An 18,983-nucleotide genomic window follows, 5' to 3' on the forward strand; every position below is an offset into this window, starting at 1 on the left:
GAATTAAGCGGGCTATGGCTATCACTTTAAGCGTGCGAAGCGCACTAGCTTGAGAGACTTCTTCGAATTTAGTGTTTTTGGGATGGAAGGCTGTGGGGATCAGGGCAAAAAAGCCTTGTGTTTCATCTTGTAAATCTCGCAAGGCCAGAAGATGATCGATCAATTCCTCATTCGTTTCAATGATACCATATAGCATATTGGCATTAGTAGGTATTCCCATTTGGTGCGCAAGTTTATGAATCTCTAACCAGCGTTTGCCACTTAATTTACCGGGACAAATGACCTCTCTAACTCTTGGGCTAAAATTTTCAGCACCACCGCCCGGTATAAAACTGAGCCCTGCTTCCTTAAACGTTGTCAGAATTTCTTTAACAGGTACGTTTTCCATCTGAGCAAAAAAATCATATTCTGCTGCAGTGAAAGCCTTTAGGCTCACTTGAGGAGCTCGTTCTTTGATTTTTCTAATCATGTCTAGGTAATACGAAAAGGGCAGTTCAGGATGTATCCCCCCGACGATATGAATTTCCGTAACTCCTTGATCAGCAAATTGCCCTGCCTTATTGACCACCTCTTCAATGGACATTGTATAAGATCCTTTTTCCTCCAGGTCTTTGGCAAAAGCGCAAAATCCACAGCGCACTTTACATACATTACTATAGTTAATATGGGCATTATTATTAAAAAATACCTGATCACCAGTCATGGCGCGTCTCCGTTCATTCGCCAGGTATGCTAGACCAAGTATATTGGTTGTCTGTAAAAGTTGCAGACCATCCTCTCGATTAAGCCGTTGATCTGAAGCCATTTTTTTATATACATCTTCCAACCCTTTTAATATTGGATCAAATTCCACTCCGGACCCTTCTTTCCCATAATTACTATTATTTCTATTATAACATAATTCTCGAAATTCGAGAAAAGATAATGAACAGACAAAAGGGACTGTAAGCGTTTTCCACTTAGAGCCCCAAAAATTGTTAATGATAATATTTCATCGATTGACGTTGACGTTTGATCGCTTTGCGCACTTCATTCGCAACCCGCCAGGTTTCTGGTTGGTTGGGAGTCATTAGCTCTAATTTTCCAGATCGTTTATCTATTAGTATATCAACTGTCGGCTTACGCCCTTGAACTTTTTCTCCGGGGTGGAGAATATCGATTCCAATTTTATGTTCATCATATTGTGGAGGAACAAGGTAATTCAAAACTTCTTCTGTAGCATCCATTAACTCTACTACTTGTTCTTGTGGATACCCTTCTCTTAAAAGAATATCACGTACTTGATTTAAAGGATGTTCCATTGTGAGTAGCATCTGGGCGCGTTGCACTAAATTATAATCGATGTCCATACGCCACCTCTTTTTTTAATTTTTTTATTACCCTTTCATTTTTCCCTCAACCTTTCTAATGAATACTGATACATCTTAACGAACTTGGCCATATTTACCATAGTAAAAAAATTAAACTGAGGAGGCTTACTATGTCGAAATTACTTTCTCTTCCCTTTGTAATTGCAGCAATCTCGGGGGTTGCTATGGCCATACAAGGGACCCTAAATTCATCCTTAAGCCAAAAAACATCGCTGCTCTCTGCAACACTCATAGTCCATATCATCGGTACTCTTGTTGCCTTAATTGCCTCACTTGCTTGGCGATCTCCGCTTTTTAAATATAGCTGGGTTTCTGTTCCTTGGTATCTATATCTGGGCGGTATTCTTAGTGTCCTTATTGTTGGACTCGTTGCCATAAGCATCCCAAAAGTGGGAGTATGTAACGCGACTACAGCGATTATCATCGGTCAAGTTAGTATGGCCGTGCTTATTGATCATTTCGGTTGGTTCGGTATAAGTCGTCTACCTTGGACTCCATGGCAACTCGTTGGCATTGCTTTATTTGCCGCTGGGGCCAAGCTACTTTTCCGTTAATTCTTGAGCATTATTTATTTTGCACGACCCACGATTAAAGCCATATTATTAATAATCGCATAAATCTCCTCACTGACAATGAATTTTTGAATTTGACCATTAGCCGTTAAGATAACCGTGTTTTTGCCGGTTACGCTTTGATCACTTTCAATGAGTCGGAGAAGAAAGGCATAAGCATCGTTACTTACTGCGAGCTGTTTAAACTCTCCATTGGCTACAAAAATGACCCAATATCCAGTAGAAACTTCGTTTTTCCCATTATTATAGAGGGCATTGGATACGCTCGAAAAATCTTGTCCAAGTGACGCCTGTGAATCATTCGCGTCCGTGTAGAGATCCCCTGAATTATTTAGCGTATAGTTGTCATTCAGTGTACTCGTTTGAGTTACAGGATCAGATATACGAGAGTATATATCTTTGAAAAAGTTAGGAAACAAAATATAACCGACAACCCCAATTATGAGAATCCATAGAGCCAAGGCTTGTAAATCCTGCCATAGATCGTTACGTGGTGGTCGTCCCCAGGCGCTTGGCATACCGTCCCCCTCCATTAATATCTCATTTTTAGCTTAGCAAGTGTCTATCACTAAAACATATATACGTTCATTTTTGCAAAGATATGTGTCTAAAGCTTGCATCTCTGAAGTCCACCCTCTAGAATAAGAACTGAGGTGGGAAAAATGGATCTGCTTCGACAAAAACTGAGCTTATTACCTGATAAGCCGGGTGTTTATCTGATGAAAGATACTTTAGGACAGATTATTTATGTCGGTAAAGCAAAAATATTGAAAAATAGAGTGCGGTCTTATTTCACTGGATCACATGACGGCAAAACGGGACGACTCGTAAGTCAAATTGCTGATTTCGAATATATCATGACAGAATCAGAGGTAGAGGCTCTCGTCTTAGAATGCAATTTAATTAAAAAGCATAACCCGAAGTACAATATTCTTTTGCGAGATGACAAAACCTACCCCTATTTGATTATTACTGAAGAAAACCACCCTCGAATCCTCGTTACCCGGCAAGTAAAAAAAGGTAGAGGTAAATACTTCGGTCCTTATCCCAATGCAACTGCAGCTAAAGAAGCTGCACGATTACTTAACCGGCTTTTTCCATTTCGGAAATGCCGTCAAATCCCCACCCGACCTTGTCTATATTATCATTTGGAACAATGCCTTGCTCCTTGCGTCACTGACGTGTCGCTTAATGTTTATGTAGAGATGCGCAAAGATGTTTCGACCTTTCTTAAAGGAGACCAAAGTGAAATAATCAGACTCTTAACCGAAAAAATGCAAACAGCGTCTGAGGCTCTCCAATTCGAACGCGCCAGAGAATATCGGGACCTTATTGAAGACTTAAAACTCCTCCGGGAGAAACAAAACATTACACTTAATGATTTTGTTGACCGCGATGTTATCGGGTATGCAACAACTACAGACCAAATGTGCCTTCAGGTTTTTTATTTAAGACAGGGCAAGCTGTTAGCACGTGATAGTTTCACCTTCCCTTATTATGAAGAACCTGAAGAAGCTTTCATTTCTTTTGTTGCTCAATTCTATATTGAGCGCACTGTATGGCCTCCTGAGATCTTGCTCCCACCGATTGAATCCTTGGTCTTAGCAAGCTTACTTCCCATTATCGTTCCTCAAAAAGGAAAGAAACGAGATCTAGTACAGATGGCCATGTCCAATGCTCAGACTGCCCTTCACGACCAAATCTCACTCGAAATACGCCAACAATCTGAAACACAGCTTGCTTTAACCACACTCGGGGAACTCTTAAAAATTCCGCTTCCCAGTAGACTTGAAGCTTTTGATATTTCAAATATAGGCGGGACACATACCGTTGCTGGTATGGTGCAATTCATCGAGGGGAAACCTCAGCGCAAAGGATACAGAAAATATAAAATTCACCCCATGGAAACCTCTGATGATACAGCTGCCATGGGGCAAGTTATTCAACGTCGCTACGCACGATTGGTTACGGAAAACAGCCCTCTTCCGGACTTGATTCTAGTTGATGGGGGTAAAGGCCAAATCAATGCGGCTTTAAAGGCCTTAAAGGAACTTAACTTAACCATTCCTGTCGCCGGAATGGTTAAAAATGACCGCCACCAAACCCATGGGCTTTTGAATCAATCCGGTGATCAAGTCACTTTGCCCAAAAACCACCCTACGTTTTATTTACTCGGTAGAGTCCAGAATGAGGTCCATCGCTTTGCTATCACATTTCATCGTCAACAACGAGCAAAAAGCATGACCCTTTCTGCTCTCGACAACATCACGGGTATCGGGCCGAAACGCAAACAACAATTGTTACGTCACTTTTCATCTCTTGGCGACATTCAAGAAGCAAGTATTGAAGAACTCCAAGCAGCTGGACTGCCCTTGAGCGCAGCTACAACAATCTATCAGCATTTTCGCGCAACGTCCCTACCAGCGCCGTTGCCAAAGGAGGAACCTTTTCATGATCCTAAATTACAGAGTTGAACTGTGCCGAAAATGTTACTTTAAACGAACCCACAAATGCTTAGTTTCAGATTCTTACATTCAAAATTCGTTGTTTCACTCTACTAAACCTGGGGGAGAATGTCTAAACTACAAACCGATTCCCTGGTTACCACAATTTTAGTCTCTTCAGAACAAATAAAGAAGCTCACTAGGAAACTTAATACAAGTTCCTAGTGAGCTTCTCGACAAGTAATAGTTATGGGCGACGAGCTCCAATATAACGGCCTGCATAGTAGCCACTAGCAAGGCTTGAAATACTCACACCATTATTCGATGCAGAAACAAAACGTCCACCACCGATATAGATCCCAACATGGGACGCTCCCTTCGCGTACGTTGAAAAGAATACTAAGTCACCTGATTGTAATTGAGCTCGGCTTATAGATGACCCCACTCTAAATTGCTCTGAAGCAGTTCTTGGTAAAGAAACGCCTGAGTGCCTGTATACATATTGCGTTAATCCCGAACAATCAAAGCCTTTGCGGCTCGATCCTCCAAACACGTAGGGAATGCCTCGTAGGCTTAGTGCATGATCTACAACTTCAGAACTATCCGATCGAGATACCATTTCTAAGGATGTTTCTACAACTCGAACAGGTTTTTTGTTGGTTGCCGTAGATCTCTTAGTCTGTGGTATTTTCGTGGGCAAAGCAATGTCTGCCACTAAATTACTTTCGATTGAAAAATGCTTATCTACTGAGGAAGTAGTTTTGGCTATCACGGGTTTAGAAATCCATTTCATTTGTTTACGCACTGCTTCTGTATACGTGCTGTTAGGTGTTATAATTGAAGCCTCAGTCATTGTCTTCATTAATGAGCGGATGGTTGTCGTTTGTGTTTGTGTTGTAGCCAATGTTGGCAGGCTACTTGCTAAAAGTAAGCCCGAAAAAGTAATGCTTCCTAGCCACATCCGCACAGATGAGGAAATCGGCAAGAAATTGTCCACCTTTCATAAGCTTACGAGGTTAGTTGACGGATTCGGGCCGAAGGTGTAAGCCCTACACGCGAAAAAGCGCGTGATTCACCCCAAAATAATCCCCCGTTCCAATACATAGATTGAATTCAGCTTTTTAAATGTTTTTATATGGTTATTTTATGTTGTCCCTTAGTTATTCGTTACATAACCTTAAAAATCCTGCTATATTTCATAGGGTATAATACTTTGCATTAATATCGTTTAGTCAGTACTGAGCTTCTTTATTTTCTCTCTCGAACTGTACCCCATCCCATCTATGAACTACGACGCATTATCTGTGATTCCAATGTCATCTAATACATTTCCCTAAGACGATCTATCTTACTCACACTTTCCAAAATTGAAATATGTGACAATTTCCTTTTTCTCGAGTTTGGGGTACCCTCTGGTACACCAAAACTTATCCTTTCTAAATATATAAAAAACAAACGCCTCTCGGTTGAGAGGCGTGCTTTTCTTTGGGCGTTAGGAAGCTAACGAGTCAATATTGCGGCTTAGGTCAAGTAGGTTTTCCCACTGAGTTCCTTCAGTTTCCCGTAAGGCGATTTCTCCTTTTCCTCAGCCCGAGGTGTCACCATCACTCAGAACTTGATCGCCACTGAGTCCGCACTTCAATCCTCGTTAGTACACGTTCTAGAAGTTTCCTTCACACTCCTTAATAATCTAGCCTCTTTTGCAGAAAAGCATTTCCGGCAGTCTGAAATGCATCGGCCAACACAGCCCAGACCCTTTTAGCCTTCCCAACTTTTCCACTCAAGGCAGGCTACACTGCACTAAGTTCCTTCCTAATGCAGGTTCTACCCTAAGCCGTAGCCCCTTAGAGCCACGCACTTAGGCCTCCACGGAAAAGGGTAACGCCCGCATGCCATTGCGGATCCCCCTCGTCCTTAACCCCCAGCAGCAACCCTCGACTGGGCGTCGAAAGCCACCACCAGGAACTTCATCGGTATGCCCTCGGCGGATTATTAGGCCCGCCCTCGATTGCCAACTCATGCACTAGAATAACGCTCCATAACCCAAAGAAAAACAAATTGCATTAATTACAAGAGTTATTGTACCTGATTTTTACGGATTTGTAAAAATCCTTTCTACTATCTATACGCTTGATATAATGAGCATAGACATTATTCGTTCTTCTAAATTACCTATTACTCAATCTTGAAGCTCAAAAACCGTAAAATCCAGGTTATTTTAGACATCGTCACTAATTTTAATTTGAAAGGCTAATAATTGGCGCCGGAATACGTCCTCCACGGTTCACAAACATTTTTGAAGAAAAGGGATGAATCGCCATAACTGGTGCTCCACCTAACAATCCTCCAAATTCTACCCTCTCACCGGCCTTTTTCCCAATCGCAGGAATGGCTCGTACCGCAGTTGTCTTTTTATTGATCATTCCTATCGCCGCTTCATCTGCGATAATAGCGGAAATCGTTTCTGCACTGGTATCTCCCGGAAGCGCAATCATATCTAACCCCACAGAACAGACACAGGTCATCGCTTCCAACTTATCAAGAGTTAAGGCACCTACTTCGACTGCTTTTACCATTCCAGCATCTTCCGAGACAGGTATAAACGCTCCGCTTAACCCCCCGACGTGAGAAGAGGCCATAGCTCCACCCTTTTTAACTGCGTCATTTAGCAACGCTAAGGCGGCAGTTGTCCCATGCGTTCCACATCGTTCGAGGCCCATATTTTCAAGGATTTCCGCTACACTGTCACCTATTGCAGGCGTAGGTGCCAACGAGAGATCTACAATTCCGAAAGGAACATTTAAACTCTTCGATGCTGCGCGCCCAATCAGCTCTCCCATCCGGGTAATTTTAAAGGCAGTTTGTTTAATTAAATTAGATAGTTCTCCAAAATCCGCTTCAGGAAATTCTTTTACGACTTTAGCCACAACCCCAGGACCACTTACCCCTACATTTATAACACATTCTGGTTCTCCTACACCGTGGAAAGCACCAGCCATAAACGGATTATCTTCGGGAGCATTACAGAATACAACTAATTTCGCAGCAGCTATCCCATCTTGGTCTGCAGTTCGTTGAGCACATTCTAAAATCACTTTACCCATTTTCAAAACTGCATCCATGTTAATACCTGTTTTTGTCGTTCCAATATTCACAGACGAACAAACAAATTCCGTTTCACTAAGTGCTTGAGGTATAGCGTCGATCAGCGCCAAATCCCCAGCTGTAAAACCTTTTTGCACAAGAGCAGAAAAGCCCCCAATAAAATTAATCCCGATCTCTCGGGCGGCTCGATTCAATGTTCTAGCAATTCGCACCATTTCTTCAGTGTTTAAGTGAGCAGCCGCGATGGCGATAGGAGTGACAGATACCCGTTTATTGATAATGGGAATCCCATAGCGGGCTGATATTTGTTCACCTACCGTCACTAATTGTCCCGCATTTTTGACGATCTTATCATAAATTTTCTGTTCCATCCGACCAATATCTTCAGAGACACAATCAAGTAAACTAATCCCCATCGTAATTGTTCGAATATCAAGATTCTCTTCATGGATCATTTTAATCGTTTGTTGAATTTCTTCGCGAGCGAACGTAATTGTCATGAATTTTCCTCCAGTATTCTCCTTACTAAAATTCTAGCTAGTAGAATTAGATACGGTGCATAAACGTAAAAATGTCCTCATGTTGAACCTTAACTTGCAAATTCTTGTCGTTTCCCTCTTCTTCTAACATACGAGCCAAATCGGCTAGCCCAATCTTGGATGGATTTAAATCCACAACCATAATCATGGTGAAAAATTCATCAACAATTGTTTGGCTGATATCTAGTATGTTAACGCTGTGTTCTGCAAGACGTCCGGAGACCCAAGCGATAATTCCAGTTTGATCTCGACCCAATATGGTAACAATAGCACGGTTCGACTCTCCTAATGATAATGCCACGGTACTTCCTCCCTTTATAGACGAATGTATTCCAGTTATGGACACTAGACTAACACATTTGTTAAGTATACTCAAGTCATTTTGCCTTATTAAGGGTTGCATTGATACGGTTTCGCTACCTATTATAGAATATATGCCCCATGCAACTCTTAAGTTATCGGTTGAATGGATGAAGGTCTGACAATGATAAGTAAAAGAGAGCTCGACCAGAGCTCTCTTTTACTTATTTATATCTTATGAGCAACTTCCGCCGCAACTATCGCCACAGCTACTGCCACCAGCAGTCTTAGCCGTACGAATTTCGAATCCTCCACCGTTTGCGGATTCAATAAAGTCGACAGTCGCTCCTTCTAAATAAGTGGTAAGTTTTTTGTCTGTCAGTAATGACACACCATATTCTTCATCAAGAATATCATCATCGTTTTTTGACTCATCCAGAGTCATGCCGAAATTCGGCCCACCTCAGCCAATTCCTACAAGATAGAGGCGTAAAAATGAATTTTCCTTGTTTTGAGATCGCAACACTTCTTTGACCTTATTCGCTGCAATTTCTGTAATTTTTACCATTAATTGTCACTCCTTTTCATCCCATTGTTTATTAATATACCACATATTCAGCTTTTCGCAAGACAATCTCACGAACTTTCGAAAGTCTTGGCGTAGAGCCGAGTTCAAACTTCTTGGGCGTCCCCATTCGGTCTGATATCCTTCCATAGACGACGAACTTCTACTTCAATACTTGCGGGTAGATCTTGCGTTAATTTTTGTAATTGTTTCATTTCACCTTGTATTTTTTGAGCCCAGTTTGGCCTTTCTGGCCAAGCGATGAAAGCCTTTGGTTGTGGAACGACTAAGCTTTGTAAGAACCCCAGGAGGACAAACAGAGTCAAGAAACGCCAGAGCCAACGCATTTTCGAATTCATCCTTTCCGATTAGCCATTATACAGAACTAGCTTGTCCAGAAAGAGATATTTTAAGTCGTTCGGTGTGTAACTCTTGCCAAAACTCTTCCATGTAAAGAAACATTGGTTCAAAATAAACCATAGCGGCCTTCGTAAATAAATGTTTCTGATAACCACAAATTTTCTCTTGGTAAAACGTTTCACAGGAGTTTTCGCCTACTAAAGGCCAACCTTCTACTCCCGCTAAAGTGAACAAGCGTCCGAGTCCGATAGCACCCACGAAATCCAATTTATCGGCATCATACAAAATTTTTGCTTCTAATGTATTTGGTTCGTGTCCAGCTTCACGAGAATGAGATACGATAGCCTCTTTAACTCTCAAAATAATATCTTCAGCATAACCTGTTTTATGCAGAATATTGACGGCCAAGCTAGCGCTACTTTCGGCATGCGTTTTTTCTACCGTTCCTGAACGACCAATATCATGTAGAAGAGCAGCCAACTCTATGACTGTTCCATCTGCGCCTTCCTCTAGCGCCAGTTTCTTACCCCACTCCCTAACTCTTAGAGCGTGTTCAAAATCATGGGCACGGTCTTTTCGCGAGTAAAAACCCTGTGCTACGCGAATTACCTGTTGTAACTGGTCTGGTATTTCTTCATTTTCCATATTCCCACCTCCACGGTGCATAATGAGCAAAGATTATCCATTAAGGTACAATAACTCAAATTTATCTTACTCCCTCCATTCTTCGCTTGTCAAGTTTTCCTAATTAGGGATTAAGTTACCTATTTATGTTCTCAAAGTGAATGCTTACTTTTAAGTGAACATGAACAAGGGCTTGCCCATTTAGCAAGCCCTTGCTTTCAATCCATCGTTTGTTTATGGATACTCACGCTAATAGCGTCTCTAAGCGATCAACCAGCCCCTTAAATACTTGCAAAGCATTCCGTACAGGAGCAGGAGTCTCCATATCAACGCCTGCCTTACGTAGCAAGTCAATTGGGTAATCCGAACTCCCACCGCTTAAAAATTCAATATACCTTGTTACTGCAGGCTGACCTTCATCTAAAATAGCCCGGGCAAAGGCAATTGCTGCAGAAAAACCTGTTGCATATTTGTAAACATAAAATGCATTATAAAAATGGGGGATACGAGCCCATTCTAAAGCAATCTCTGGATCAAGGATAACCTCAGCACCATAGTAAACTGCGTTCAATTCACGATAGATCTCGGATAGGTTGTCGGCTGTTAAGGCCCCCCCCTCTTCGACCACTGAGTGAATCTTCTTCTCAAATTCAGCAAACATGGTTTGTCGGAATATAGTGCCCCGGAACTGCTCAAGATAATGATTTATTAGATACGCTAGAACTTTTGGATCGTTTGTTTTTTCCAAAAGATATTCCATTACCAACGCTTCGTTCAACGTCGAAGCAACTTCAGCGACAAAAATCTTATATCCCGCATAAAGATGAGGTTGTTTACGATTCGAAAAATAAGTATGCAACGAATGCCCCATCTCATGAGCCAGGGTAAACATGGAATTCAGAGTGTCTTGGTGATTCAATAAGACATACGGATGTGCGCGATAGGTACCCCAAGAATAAGCTCCACTCGTCTTTCCTTCATTTTCATAAACATCGATCCATTTCTGCTGGAAGCCTTCTGCCAAGATTTTGACATAGTCTTCTCCTAATGGCCTCAGACCCTCAATCACCATCTCTTTTGCTTCCTGATAAGTAATCGTCATCGTCGTTTCAGGAACAATAGGAACATAGATATCGTACATATGTAACTCATTGAGGTTTAAAGCTTTTTTGCGTAGTTGGATATAGCGATGCATCTGAGGCAAAAATTCATGAACTGTATCAACCAAAGAATCATAGACCTTTAAGGGAACACGATCATCATCCAATGAAGCCTCTATCGCCGATGGATAGCGCCTGGCTTTTGCGAAAAATACATCGGATTTTACACTGGAATTTAAGGTAGCTGCCCATGTATTCCTTTGCTTCTCATAGGTGCGATAAAGCGTCTCGAAGGCTGCTTTGCGCACACCTTGTTTATGGCTTTCCATGAAATGAATGAAGTTTCCTTTGGTTAGCTCAATCGATTGACCCGACTCATCCTCAATGCTAGGAAATTTTAAATCTGCATTATTAGCCATCGAAAAAATTGCGCCCGGGGCCTCTGCCACTTCGCTGACTTCGGCTAATAATTTTTCCTCCGCTGAGCTGAGAACGTGCTCTTTCTTACGCAGAATATCTTCAAGAGCATGGTTGTAAAGCTCCATTTTCGAAGTCTGGGCGCGGAATTCCTCTAGTCGCGCTTCCGGCATGGCCAATAATTCGGGGACGACGAAGGATGTAGCACTCCCTACCTTCACGGCTAAGGCTCCTGCTCGGTCGGTCAAGGCTTGATAGGTTGCATTGCGATTATCCTCATCCCGTCGCATACGAGCATACGAATAGACTTCCTCTATTCGTATGCTTAAGTCATCCAACCATTGGAAACACGCGATTAAGGTATCTGGAGTATCTGCTAAATGTCCTTCAAATTTTTTCCCCTCACCTAAGAGTTGCTCGATGTGGGAAAACTCTTTCTCCCACTGATCATTATTCGAAAAAATGTCTTCTAAATGCCATTTGTAATCCTCTGGAATTTCCGCTCTGGACTTCAGGCGTTGTTGTTCCACAATTTTCCCTCCTTGAAATTAATAATCTCCCTTATTATATACACCCGGATGTAAAATTACTATTTCCCAACGCGAGCCTTGTGCTTACCACATAGAATACGGCCTTTTTCCTAAGTTAATGTTAAAAAACTTAGGATCCTGCGTTATCTCTGATTGTCTATCCACCCACTTGGGAAATTGCAGGGGGTATCCAATTTCCGGGAACTCGACATCCACCGTTATCAATCCCTTGTTTTCTCCCTGATAAACATCAATTTCCCAGGTCAGTCCTGCAAAGGGAATCCGATACCGTATCTTTTCAATCGGCGGGACCAGAGATAACCTTTTGAAAGTCGAACGCTCTTCTGAAGACGATTTGGGGTTTAGCGTCTCAAATTCAAAACGGCTTCCGTCCGGATTCGTTTCCTTAATGGTGATCACGATTGAATCGTCAAGAAATCGATAACGTATCGACGGCTTTTCGCTCAAATACCCTTGTACTATATATTGGCCCTCCTGTAGTAAAGGTAAGTGCTCGGAAAAGACCAGAAATTTCCGTTCAATTTCTAAAGCCAATTCATCATCTCCTGTAATTTTAATTTTCAACTTTCTATAATAGGTTGTTCGTGATCATTATGAATTTTCCTACTTTAGATTAGAGTTTATTACATCTCCAACTACCCTAGACAAAGCGAAACAGGCAGCGTACGTTCCACTGCCTGTTTCATCCACCTTGTCCACTTATCCCCTAGAAGGTTCCCCAACCTTCCAGAGTTCATTTTACTAGATTCCATCTCCCTGCGCAAGTGTGTTTGTCCGTCCGTTATAAATTTTAGATTATCAGTTTAAACTAATGCGGAAAACGATACTTAGGAGGGACTATGCAAACTTACGATGATATCTTCCAGCAACTTGTCAGAGCAGCATATCAGGGGAACTTAAACGATGCTATTGAACGGATCCGACAATCTGGTAAGGCAAATGAAGAAAAGCTTGAGCTCCTCCTCCATCCGGAGAACCTCCCTCCTGTAGTACACCTTAAGCAGGACTGTTCTAGTTCGTCAGTCCCGTCCTCCTGCCAGGTTGCCTGTTTATTCTCTGCCATCCAAAAGGACGCGAAAGGGCAGGTCACTGTGTCTGCTGAGACGTGTGTAGGATGTGAACTATGTATCGAAAGTTGTAAAAGCGGGCATTTAGTGGATCGCAAGGATTTCATCCCCCTCTTTGAGGAACTTTCGTCTGGGAAGAATCCCGTCTATGCCATGATAGCCCCTGCTTTCATCGGTCAGTTTTCTGCCGACGTTACCCCAGGTAAATTACGCACAGCTTTTAAGAAGATAGGATTTCATGGCATGATGGAAGTTGCTTTATTCGCTGATATCCTCACTTTAAAGGAAGCCTTTGAATTCGATAGAGCTATTAAAAAAGATCAGGACTTTCTGTTAACAAGTTGTTGCTGTCCAATGTGGGTGGCAATGATTCGAAAAACTTATTCTACACTTGTCCCCCATATGCCCCCCTCCGTCTCCCCAATGGTTGCCGGTGGTCGAGTCATAAAACACCTGCATCCTGGGGCTAAAACGGTCTTCATCGGCCCCTGTCTTGCCAAAAAAGCTGAAGCAAAAGAAGCCGACATTCGAGATGCTGTTGATTATGTCCTCACCTTTCAGGAGATTACAGAGATCTTCGATGCTGCAAAGATTTCCCTGCCTACCCTTAAAGAGGATGAACGAGAGCACTCTTCACGCGCAGGGAGGATCTATGCTCGGAGTGGTGGTGTAAGCACAGCCGTCTCTGATACTCTGGCCCGACTTCGTCCAAATCGCACCATTCCCTTGCGTTCAGAAAGGGCAAACGGCATTGTTGCCTGCAAGAAAATGCTTAAAGAGATACTTAATGGTGAAATTAAAGCAAACTTCTTAGAAGGGATGGGGTGTACAGGCGGATGCGTCGGCGGACCCAAATCCTTAGTCCCGGTTGATCTGGCGACTAAGTATGTAAACGATTATGGCAATGAAGCGCCTTACGAGACGCCTGCTGATAACCCATCTGTTTTGAAACTACTGGACCTGCTTGGGTATAAAACTCTCGACTCATTTCTTGACGCCCCGGAATCGATGTTCACTCGAAAATTCTGAGCTCAAATTAGCCAACTTCGATAACTCTTGCCGTTAATGTCCAACTGTATTATGATATTAAGATGATAGTTGATAGTTATTACACTGGACCTTGACCCTGAAATAGAATTTCTGAACATCGATTTACATAACCAATGCCTAGAATAGTCGAGAACGACCATGAGGATGGTACCGCGAGGTTCTGACTCGTTCCTTAGAGTGGATGGGGATGGGGCAGACCTTTTTGTTTTTATAGAGAGGAGAGGAAAAAATGAAAAAGATGGGCTATTTAGGGCCGAAAGGCAGTTTTTCTGAGGAGGCAATCCATTTATTTTTAGCCACTCATCCAGAATTTAACGAAACACAACCTACGCTTATTCCCTTCCCAACAATTCCGCGCTTGCTAATTGCCTGTAATGAGCAGGAAATAGATTGGGCCTTTGTTCCTTTGGAAAATTCCACTGAAGGACAGGTGGGCGTAACTATGGATACGCTCGGCCAAACTGAACATCTCTTTATCACTCAAGAATTCGTCCATCCGATTGACCAATGCCTGTTAGCGCATGAACCTATGCCTCTTGAACAGATTGAAAGAGTCTATTCTCACGAACAAGCAATCGGACAATGCCGAGATTTCCTCGACAAACACCTACCGCATGCTGAACAGCTAACTTGTCTCAGCACCGCTGAGGCAGCCCACAAAATTTCCTCGATCCGAGAAAACTGGGCAGCCATCGGACCACGTCGGGCTGCTCACCTCTATAATCTTCACCTTCTTCAAGAAGGCATTCAGGATGTCACGTTAAATGCCACGCGCTTTGTGCTCGTAGGGAATAGCCTTGCGGAAATGTCCGGAGGTGAAGATAAAACATCTCTTCTAATTATGGCTGAAAATACGCCAGGGTCTTTATATCACATTTTGGGCGAATTCGATAAGCTGCATATCAATTTAAGCCGTATCGAATCTCGTCCATCGAAAAGGAAACTAGGAGAATATGTTTTCTTTGTCGACGTTGATGGCTATGTTTTTGCGCCCCCCATTCAAGATGTTCTGTGGGCATTTAAGGAAAAAAACATCTATGTGAAGCTATTAGGTTCTTATCCCAAGGCACAGCCTGATGAAACAATATTTTAGAGCGAGAGAATAAATCCTCTCGCTTTTCATTTAGGCACATATCCTTAAATTCAATCCAAAGTGGATCAATCCTGCCTCGCTAAATCTCATATAAAATGCAGTTTCATCTTCATGATTAATTTATCCTTTTTGGGTCAGAGCTGAGAGTCAATTTATTCTGGCTGGACCACAAAAGCTGTCGGTAGGTAGCGTTCACCAAAAATATTCCAAAGCTTGTTAATCACTTTTCCGTTATATATTAATTCCGAAGAAGAACCTCCATCGAGATTAGCCGCAGTGACTGCACCATAATCCATAAAGATATTGTAGAGATCGCTCATTTTTGCCCCAAGACTAGAGAGCTGTCTACCATCAATTACGACAAAAATAATCGTGCCATCCGCTTTCTGTCCGATAGCGCTTCTTGGCGCAACTCCCCATAACCCGTCGTCAAATTTACCCCGTTTTCCATCCTTTATTAAAGCCGGCCAGAAGGATACTGCTTCATATATATTTTTCTTTTTAACATCGTCTGCCGTAATTTGTCCAACGAACAGGTTCCCATCCTTATCAAGGGCTACAATGTCTGTACTTTTGTTGCCTATATTGTTATGTACAATTTCTCCATTATGTACGGTCAACCCGTCAGGGAAAGCTCCGTTTCCGGTACCTTTAGGGTCATAAAATCCTCCACCATTTATCCCAGCAACAGCTCCAGTGTCTTTAACAAAGTCACTTACCCGTTCCCCTGTGACCTCCAATTCTTTTGTCACAGCAACTTTTACCCGCTTCGGATTCTTGATTAGCATTACCTTACCTTTAAAAGACGGACCAGTAATATCTTCAATTGTAATGCCAGCTGAAGCTTCTGATTCAGTACGCTGAAATGGGGTATGCGATGTCGAATTTGCATTATTATATTTTTTCACGATTTCGCTGATTTGTTCATCCGATAGAAATGCCTTAGCAACCTGCGGGTGCATTGAAGTTAGTACAGAACCTACCGCCAAAGTCTGAATTGCATCAAAGGGACCCCAGAAAATGATAAAAGGTGCAAGTATAAGTGTTAAGATCATATTGAAAAAAATAAAGACAAAAAGTCTTTTAAACTTAAATCTTTTTTTCTTTTTGGTTTTCTTTCGTTTTTTCATTTTGCCTCCTCAATCTGATTAAATTATAGAAGAATCTGCACTAAGTAATATAATTTCTACCCTCTTCCTCAGATTTCCTCCTTATGTCAAAATTAAGTAGAATCTTTATAAAGTCCAAATAACTTGGCCTGGTCTAGTAATTTGGAAATAAAAAAATCTCCATGACCAATCTTTCATGAGAGATTCTAAATGACTTAACACCGTAACAAGTAATGTTATAGAAAGAATAAGCCCGATTGAGTCAGATTGATGTTGTATCTCTATCCTAGGGGCTCAATTATTTAAAAGGGTTTGGCAAAAATAAGCCAAACCCTTTTGATCAATCCTTCCTCAATGCACATTTTCGAAATGGTAATAAACTTCCTCCCCAAGTCGTTCCAAACCCCCGTCGACCCAAGCCCAGAGGAAGTTTATTAGCTGAGAGAAGCACTTTAGTGGAATTGCGTCAATGAGCGCAGGCGATAAGGCGTTAAGAAAAGCAACGGGACTTGTCCATGACTCAAACAGGACGTTTGAGGTTAGAGCAAGAGCACCGCCATGGATGGCAAGGTGCCGTGATGGACTGATGCCGCGGTGCCCGAAGACACTGTCTTCGCACGTATTAGCCTTCTTGCAGGATGGCAAGGAGCGGCGCACATGCAGAAAGCCCAGAGGTTTTGCTTTTTAACCTTAGCGACAAGCGAATAGCAATGGAACGTGTGCGAACACGATAGTCTCCAGTGGAGAGTATCGCCGAAGCCGCTAATCCCCAAAGTTCACCTACCGGCGTAGGATGCTAAGACACTTCCTTACCTATAAACATTTTCTGCAATAATTCTGTTATCTCCTCTGGCTCACACACATCAACTTTCTTCGCTGGCTTTTTATCTAACTCTTGTAACCCCACAGGTATTTTCCACCCAGTCAATTGACTTAAATAATCAAGGGCTTTCCATTCGTCCCCCCAACTCTCCTTTTGCTCTCCCTCTAAACCAGTTAAAACGTTCGAAGCAAATTTAAAAGGGCTTGCCGTGGAGGCAATCACCGTAAACGTTGGATCGTTCGTCGCAGAAAGATAGTCTTTATAGACTTTCACAGCGACCGCTGTATGAGGGTCAAAAACATACTGATAGGCCTTATAACTTTGGGATATCGTCTCAAATGTTTCCTCTTCATCTGCCCAGCCAGCATAGACTGTATCCTGGCATTTTTTTAGAGTAGCTGGATCTACAGTAAACGACCCTTGGTTACTCGCGTCATACCATGACTGAATCTTCTTAGCATCTCGTCCACTCATTTCATAGAGAAAACGTTCAAAATTACTGGATACCAAAATATCCATCGAAGGTGAAATCGTTTGGAAAAAGTCACGCTGGCTTTGATAAACCCCGGTTTTAAAGAAATCTGCTAAAACATTATTCTTATTAGAAGCACAGATAATCCGGTCGATCGGGAGACCCATGCACTTAGCATAATAAGCCGCTTGCAAATTTCCAAAGTTTCCAGTTGGAACTACCACATTCATCTGGCCTCCCGGAGCAATGTTTCCCTGCTCCACTGCCCGCAAGTAGGCCCAGAAATAATAAACGATTTGAGGCAGAAGTCGTCCCCAGTTAATCGAGTTAGCTGATGAAAAAATCAGCTGTTTTTCCAATAACTTCGCCTTCAGGGCATCTGAGGCAAAAATATGTTTTACAGCTGTTTGACATTCGTCAAAGTTCCCCTTAACCGCAACAACATGGGTATTCACCCCTTCTGTCGTTGTCATCTGACGTTCTTGAACAGGGCTCACGCCACCCTCGGGATAAAAAACAACAATATGCATGCCTGCTCTATTTTTAAACCCCTCTAAGGCAGCCTTTCCAGTGTCACCGGATGTTGCCACGAGAATTAAGACGTCTTCATCACGGTTAAAAAGTTTAAGGCTAACTTTCAACAAGTCTGGCAACACTTGCAGCGCCATATCTTTAAATGCAGCCGTGGGCCCATGCCAGAGTTCCAAAACTCCAAAATTCCCTACTGAAACCAGGGGTACCGGGTTTGACCCGTCAAACGTTCCGTCGGAATAAACGTTTACAATTTCAGAGAGGATGTCCTCGGAGAAATCCGGCAAATATGGCATCATAACGCGCTTTGCTACGTCACGATACGATAACCCTTGAAGATCCAGCCAATTCAAGGCGGGAAAGGATGAAGGAACAAAGAGTCCCCCGCTAGGTACCATTCCTAATGTAATCGCTTGTGATGCCCTCTGACCAGAAAGATTACCTCGTGTGCTTTCGTACAATACGTTTCCCTCCTTGACGATAACTTTATTATTTATTTACAATCTATCCGCTGTATATTCGCCGTTTATAGACAAATTTCCTCCCTGTAAAGACAAAGGTCTTTATTAATAGCATTTTTAGCAAAATATCACAAAAAATTCATAGGTTAATGGAGGAAAGTATAATTCATGTGTTGAATATCTTGTAATCAATCCTACAAATGCTTGAAAGGCGGACCAGGAATGTCTGAGTATACAATTCGTAGATATCGCCAAAGTCTGATTCTGGGACTTATCGGGGTCATTAAAAAACTTTTTCCAGACGAACAACTGAAAATTGCCTACTCCATTCTTGACGGTCTCTATTGTGAGCTTGAAGACTCGTTAATCTCTTCAAGAGAAGCCCAGAAGATCCAGGCTCATTTGCGAGACTGGGTTTTAGCAGACCAGG

At 42.3% G+C, this 18,983-nt stretch carries 19 protein-coding genes, 1 pseudogene and 1 riboswitch; of the genes and pseudogenes, 6 read left to right on the plus strand and 14 right to left on the minus strand.

Annotated elements, in window-relative coordinates; genetic code table 11:
• On the minus strand, positions 1 to 853 hold an 853-nt coding region (locus DOT_RS26185), incomplete at its 3' end, for a CofH family radical SAM protein (RefSeq protein WP_009624642.1).
• A 124-nt stretch (positions 854 to 977) separates the two neighbouring features.
• The gene (locus DOT_RS26190) at positions 978 to 1,349 is read right to left on the minus strand and encodes a hypothetical protein (RefSeq protein ID WP_009624643.1); all 372 of its coding nucleotides are present in this window, start codon (positions 1,347 to 1,349) and stop codon (positions 978 to 980) included.
• Between the two features lie 131 nt (positions 1,350 to 1,480).
• Between DOT_RS26190 and DOT_RS26195 the strand changes: the two genes are divergently transcribed.
• Positions 1,481 to 1,924, plus strand: a complete 444-nt coding sequence (locus DOT_RS26195) for a DMT family transporter (RefSeq protein ID WP_009624644.1) — start codon at positions 1,481 to 1,483, stop codon at positions 1,922 to 1,924.
• A 14-nt stretch (positions 1,925 to 1,938) separates the two neighbouring features.
• On the opposite strand, the gene DOT_RS26200 is transcribed toward DOT_RS26195, so the two are convergent.
• Positions 1,939 to 2,460 (minus strand): hypothetical protein, encoded by a 522-nt coding sequence (locus DOT_RS26200; RefSeq protein WP_040413522.1) that lies wholly within the window; start codon positions 2,458 to 2,460, stop codon positions 1,939 to 1,941.
• A 144-nt stretch (positions 2,461 to 2,604) separates the two neighbouring features.
• Here DOT_RS26200 and uvrC point away from each other — a divergent pair, with 144 nt between their 5' ends.
• A complete protein-coding gene (gene uvrC / locus DOT_RS26205) occupies positions 2,605 to 4,416 on the plus strand; it encodes an excinuclease ABC subunit UvrC (RefSeq protein ID WP_009624646.1) in 1,812 nt (603 codons plus the stop codon).
• Positions 4,417 to 4,633: 217 nt separating this feature from the next.
• Here the strand turns inward: uvrC and DOT_RS29215 are convergent, their stop codons facing one another.
• The 9 genes from DOT_RS29215 to DOT_RS26245 form a co-directional block, all read right to left on the minus strand.
• Positions 4,634 to 5,371: a C40 family peptidase gene (locus DOT_RS29215; RefSeq protein ID WP_242833916.1), complete on the minus strand. Its 738-nt coding sequence runs from the start codon at positions 5,369 to 5,371 to the stop codon at positions 4,634 to 4,636.
• Between the two features lie 4 nt (positions 5,372 to 5,375).
• Positions 5,376 to 5,515, minus strand: a riboswitch (cyclic di-AMP (ydaO/yuaA leader).
• Positions 5,516 to 6,244: 729 nt separating this feature from the next.
• The gene (locus DOT_RS30880; RefSeq protein ID WP_157998526.1) at positions 6,245 to 6,406 is read right to left on the minus strand and encodes a hypothetical protein; all 162 of its coding nucleotides are present in this window, start codon (positions 6,404 to 6,406) and stop codon (positions 6,245 to 6,247) included.
• 217 nt (positions 6,407 to 6,623) lie between these two features.
• A complete protein-coding gene (locus DOT_RS26215) occupies positions 6,624 to 7,991 on the minus strand; it encodes a PFL family protein (protein WP_009624649.1) in 1,368 nt (455 codons plus the stop codon).
• Between the two features lie 46 nt (positions 7,992 to 8,037).
• Positions 8,038 to 8,331 (minus strand): ACT domain-containing protein, encoded by a 294-nt coding sequence (locus tag DOT_RS26220; RefSeq protein WP_009624650.1) that lies wholly within the window; start codon positions 8,329 to 8,331, stop codon positions 8,038 to 8,040.
• Positions 8,332 to 8,565: 234 nt separating this feature from the next.
• Positions 8,566 to 8,898: an iron-sulfur cluster assembly accessory protein gene (locus tag DOT_RS26225; protein WP_083824303.1), complete on the minus strand. Its 333-nt coding sequence runs from the start codon at positions 8,896 to 8,898 to the stop codon at positions 8,566 to 8,568.
• Positions 8,899 to 9,002: 104 nt separating this feature from the next.
• On the minus strand, positions 9,003 to 9,242 hold the full coding sequence (locus DOT_RS26230; protein WP_009624652.1) for a hypothetical protein: 240 nt from the start codon (positions 9,240 to 9,242) through the stop codon (positions 9,003 to 9,005).
• A 28-nt stretch (positions 9,243 to 9,270) separates the two neighbouring features.
• Positions 9,271 to 9,900, minus strand: coding sequence for an HD domain-containing protein (locus DOT_RS26235; protein ID WP_009624653.1), 630 nt, complete (start codon positions 9,898 to 9,900; stop codon positions 9,271 to 9,273).
• Positions 9,901 to 10,123: 223 nt separating this feature from the next.
• On the minus strand, positions 10,124 to 11,926 hold the full coding sequence (pepF, locus tag DOT_RS26240; protein ID WP_009624654.1) for an oligoendopeptidase F: 1,803 nt from the start codon (positions 11,924 to 11,926) through the stop codon (positions 10,124 to 10,126).
• 84 nt (positions 11,927 to 12,010) lie between these two features.
• Positions 12,011 to 12,511 carry an adenylate cyclase gene (locus tag DOT_RS26245; RefSeq protein WP_242833917.1) on the minus strand — a complete coding sequence of 167 codons (501 nt, stop codon included), beginning with the start codon at positions 12,509 to 12,511 and terminating at the stop codon, positions 12,011 to 12,013.
• Between the two features lie 275 nt (positions 12,512 to 12,786).
• On the opposite strand from DOT_RS26245, the gene DOT_RS26250 reads away from it, so the two are divergent.
• A complete protein-coding gene (locus DOT_RS26250) occupies positions 12,787 to 14,043 on the plus strand; it encodes a [Fe-Fe] hydrogenase large subunit C-terminal domain-containing protein (RefSeq protein WP_009624657.1) in 1,257 nt (418 codons plus the stop codon).
• 250 nt (positions 14,044 to 14,293) lie between these two features.
• Entirely contained in the window at positions 14,294 to 15,157 is an 864-nt protein-coding gene (gene pheA / locus DOT_RS26255; protein ID WP_009624658.1) for a prephenate dehydratase, read from the plus strand.
• 152 nt (positions 15,158 to 15,309) lie between these two features.
• Here the strand turns inward: pheA and DOT_RS26260 are convergent, their stop codons facing one another.
• Positions 15,310 to 16,287, minus strand: a complete 978-nt coding sequence (locus DOT_RS26260) for a phosphodiester glycosidase family protein (protein WP_009624659.1) — start codon at positions 16,285 to 16,287, stop codon at positions 15,310 to 15,312.
• A 448-nt stretch (positions 16,288 to 16,735) separates the two neighbouring features.
• Between DOT_RS26260 and DOT_RS30035 the strand changes: the two genes are divergently transcribed.
• Positions 16,736 to 16,954 carry a hypothetical protein gene (locus DOT_RS30035; RefSeq protein ID WP_139024313.1) on the plus strand — a complete coding sequence of 73 codons (219 nt, stop codon included), beginning with the start codon at positions 16,736 to 16,738 and terminating at the stop codon, positions 16,952 to 16,954.
• 108 nt (positions 16,955 to 17,062) lie between these two features.
• Here the strand turns inward: DOT_RS30035 and thrC are convergent, their stop codons facing one another.
• On the minus strand, positions 17,063 to 18,553 hold the full coding sequence (thrC, locus tag DOT_RS26265) for a threonine synthase (RefSeq protein ID WP_009624661.1): 1,491 nt from the start codon (positions 18,551 to 18,553) through the stop codon (positions 17,063 to 17,065).
• A 222-nt stretch (positions 18,554 to 18,775) separates the two neighbouring features.
• On the opposite strand from thrC, the pseudogene DOT_RS26270 reads away from it, so the two are divergent.
• Positions 18,776 to 18,983: pseudogene (locus DOT_RS26270) on the plus strand (nucleoside kinase); the annotation flags it as partial.

It is taken from the genome of Desulfosporosinus sp. OT, assembly GCF_000224515.1.
Lineage (GTDB): Bacteria > Bacillota > Desulfitobacteriia > Desulfitobacteriales > Desulfitobacteriaceae > Desulfosporosinus.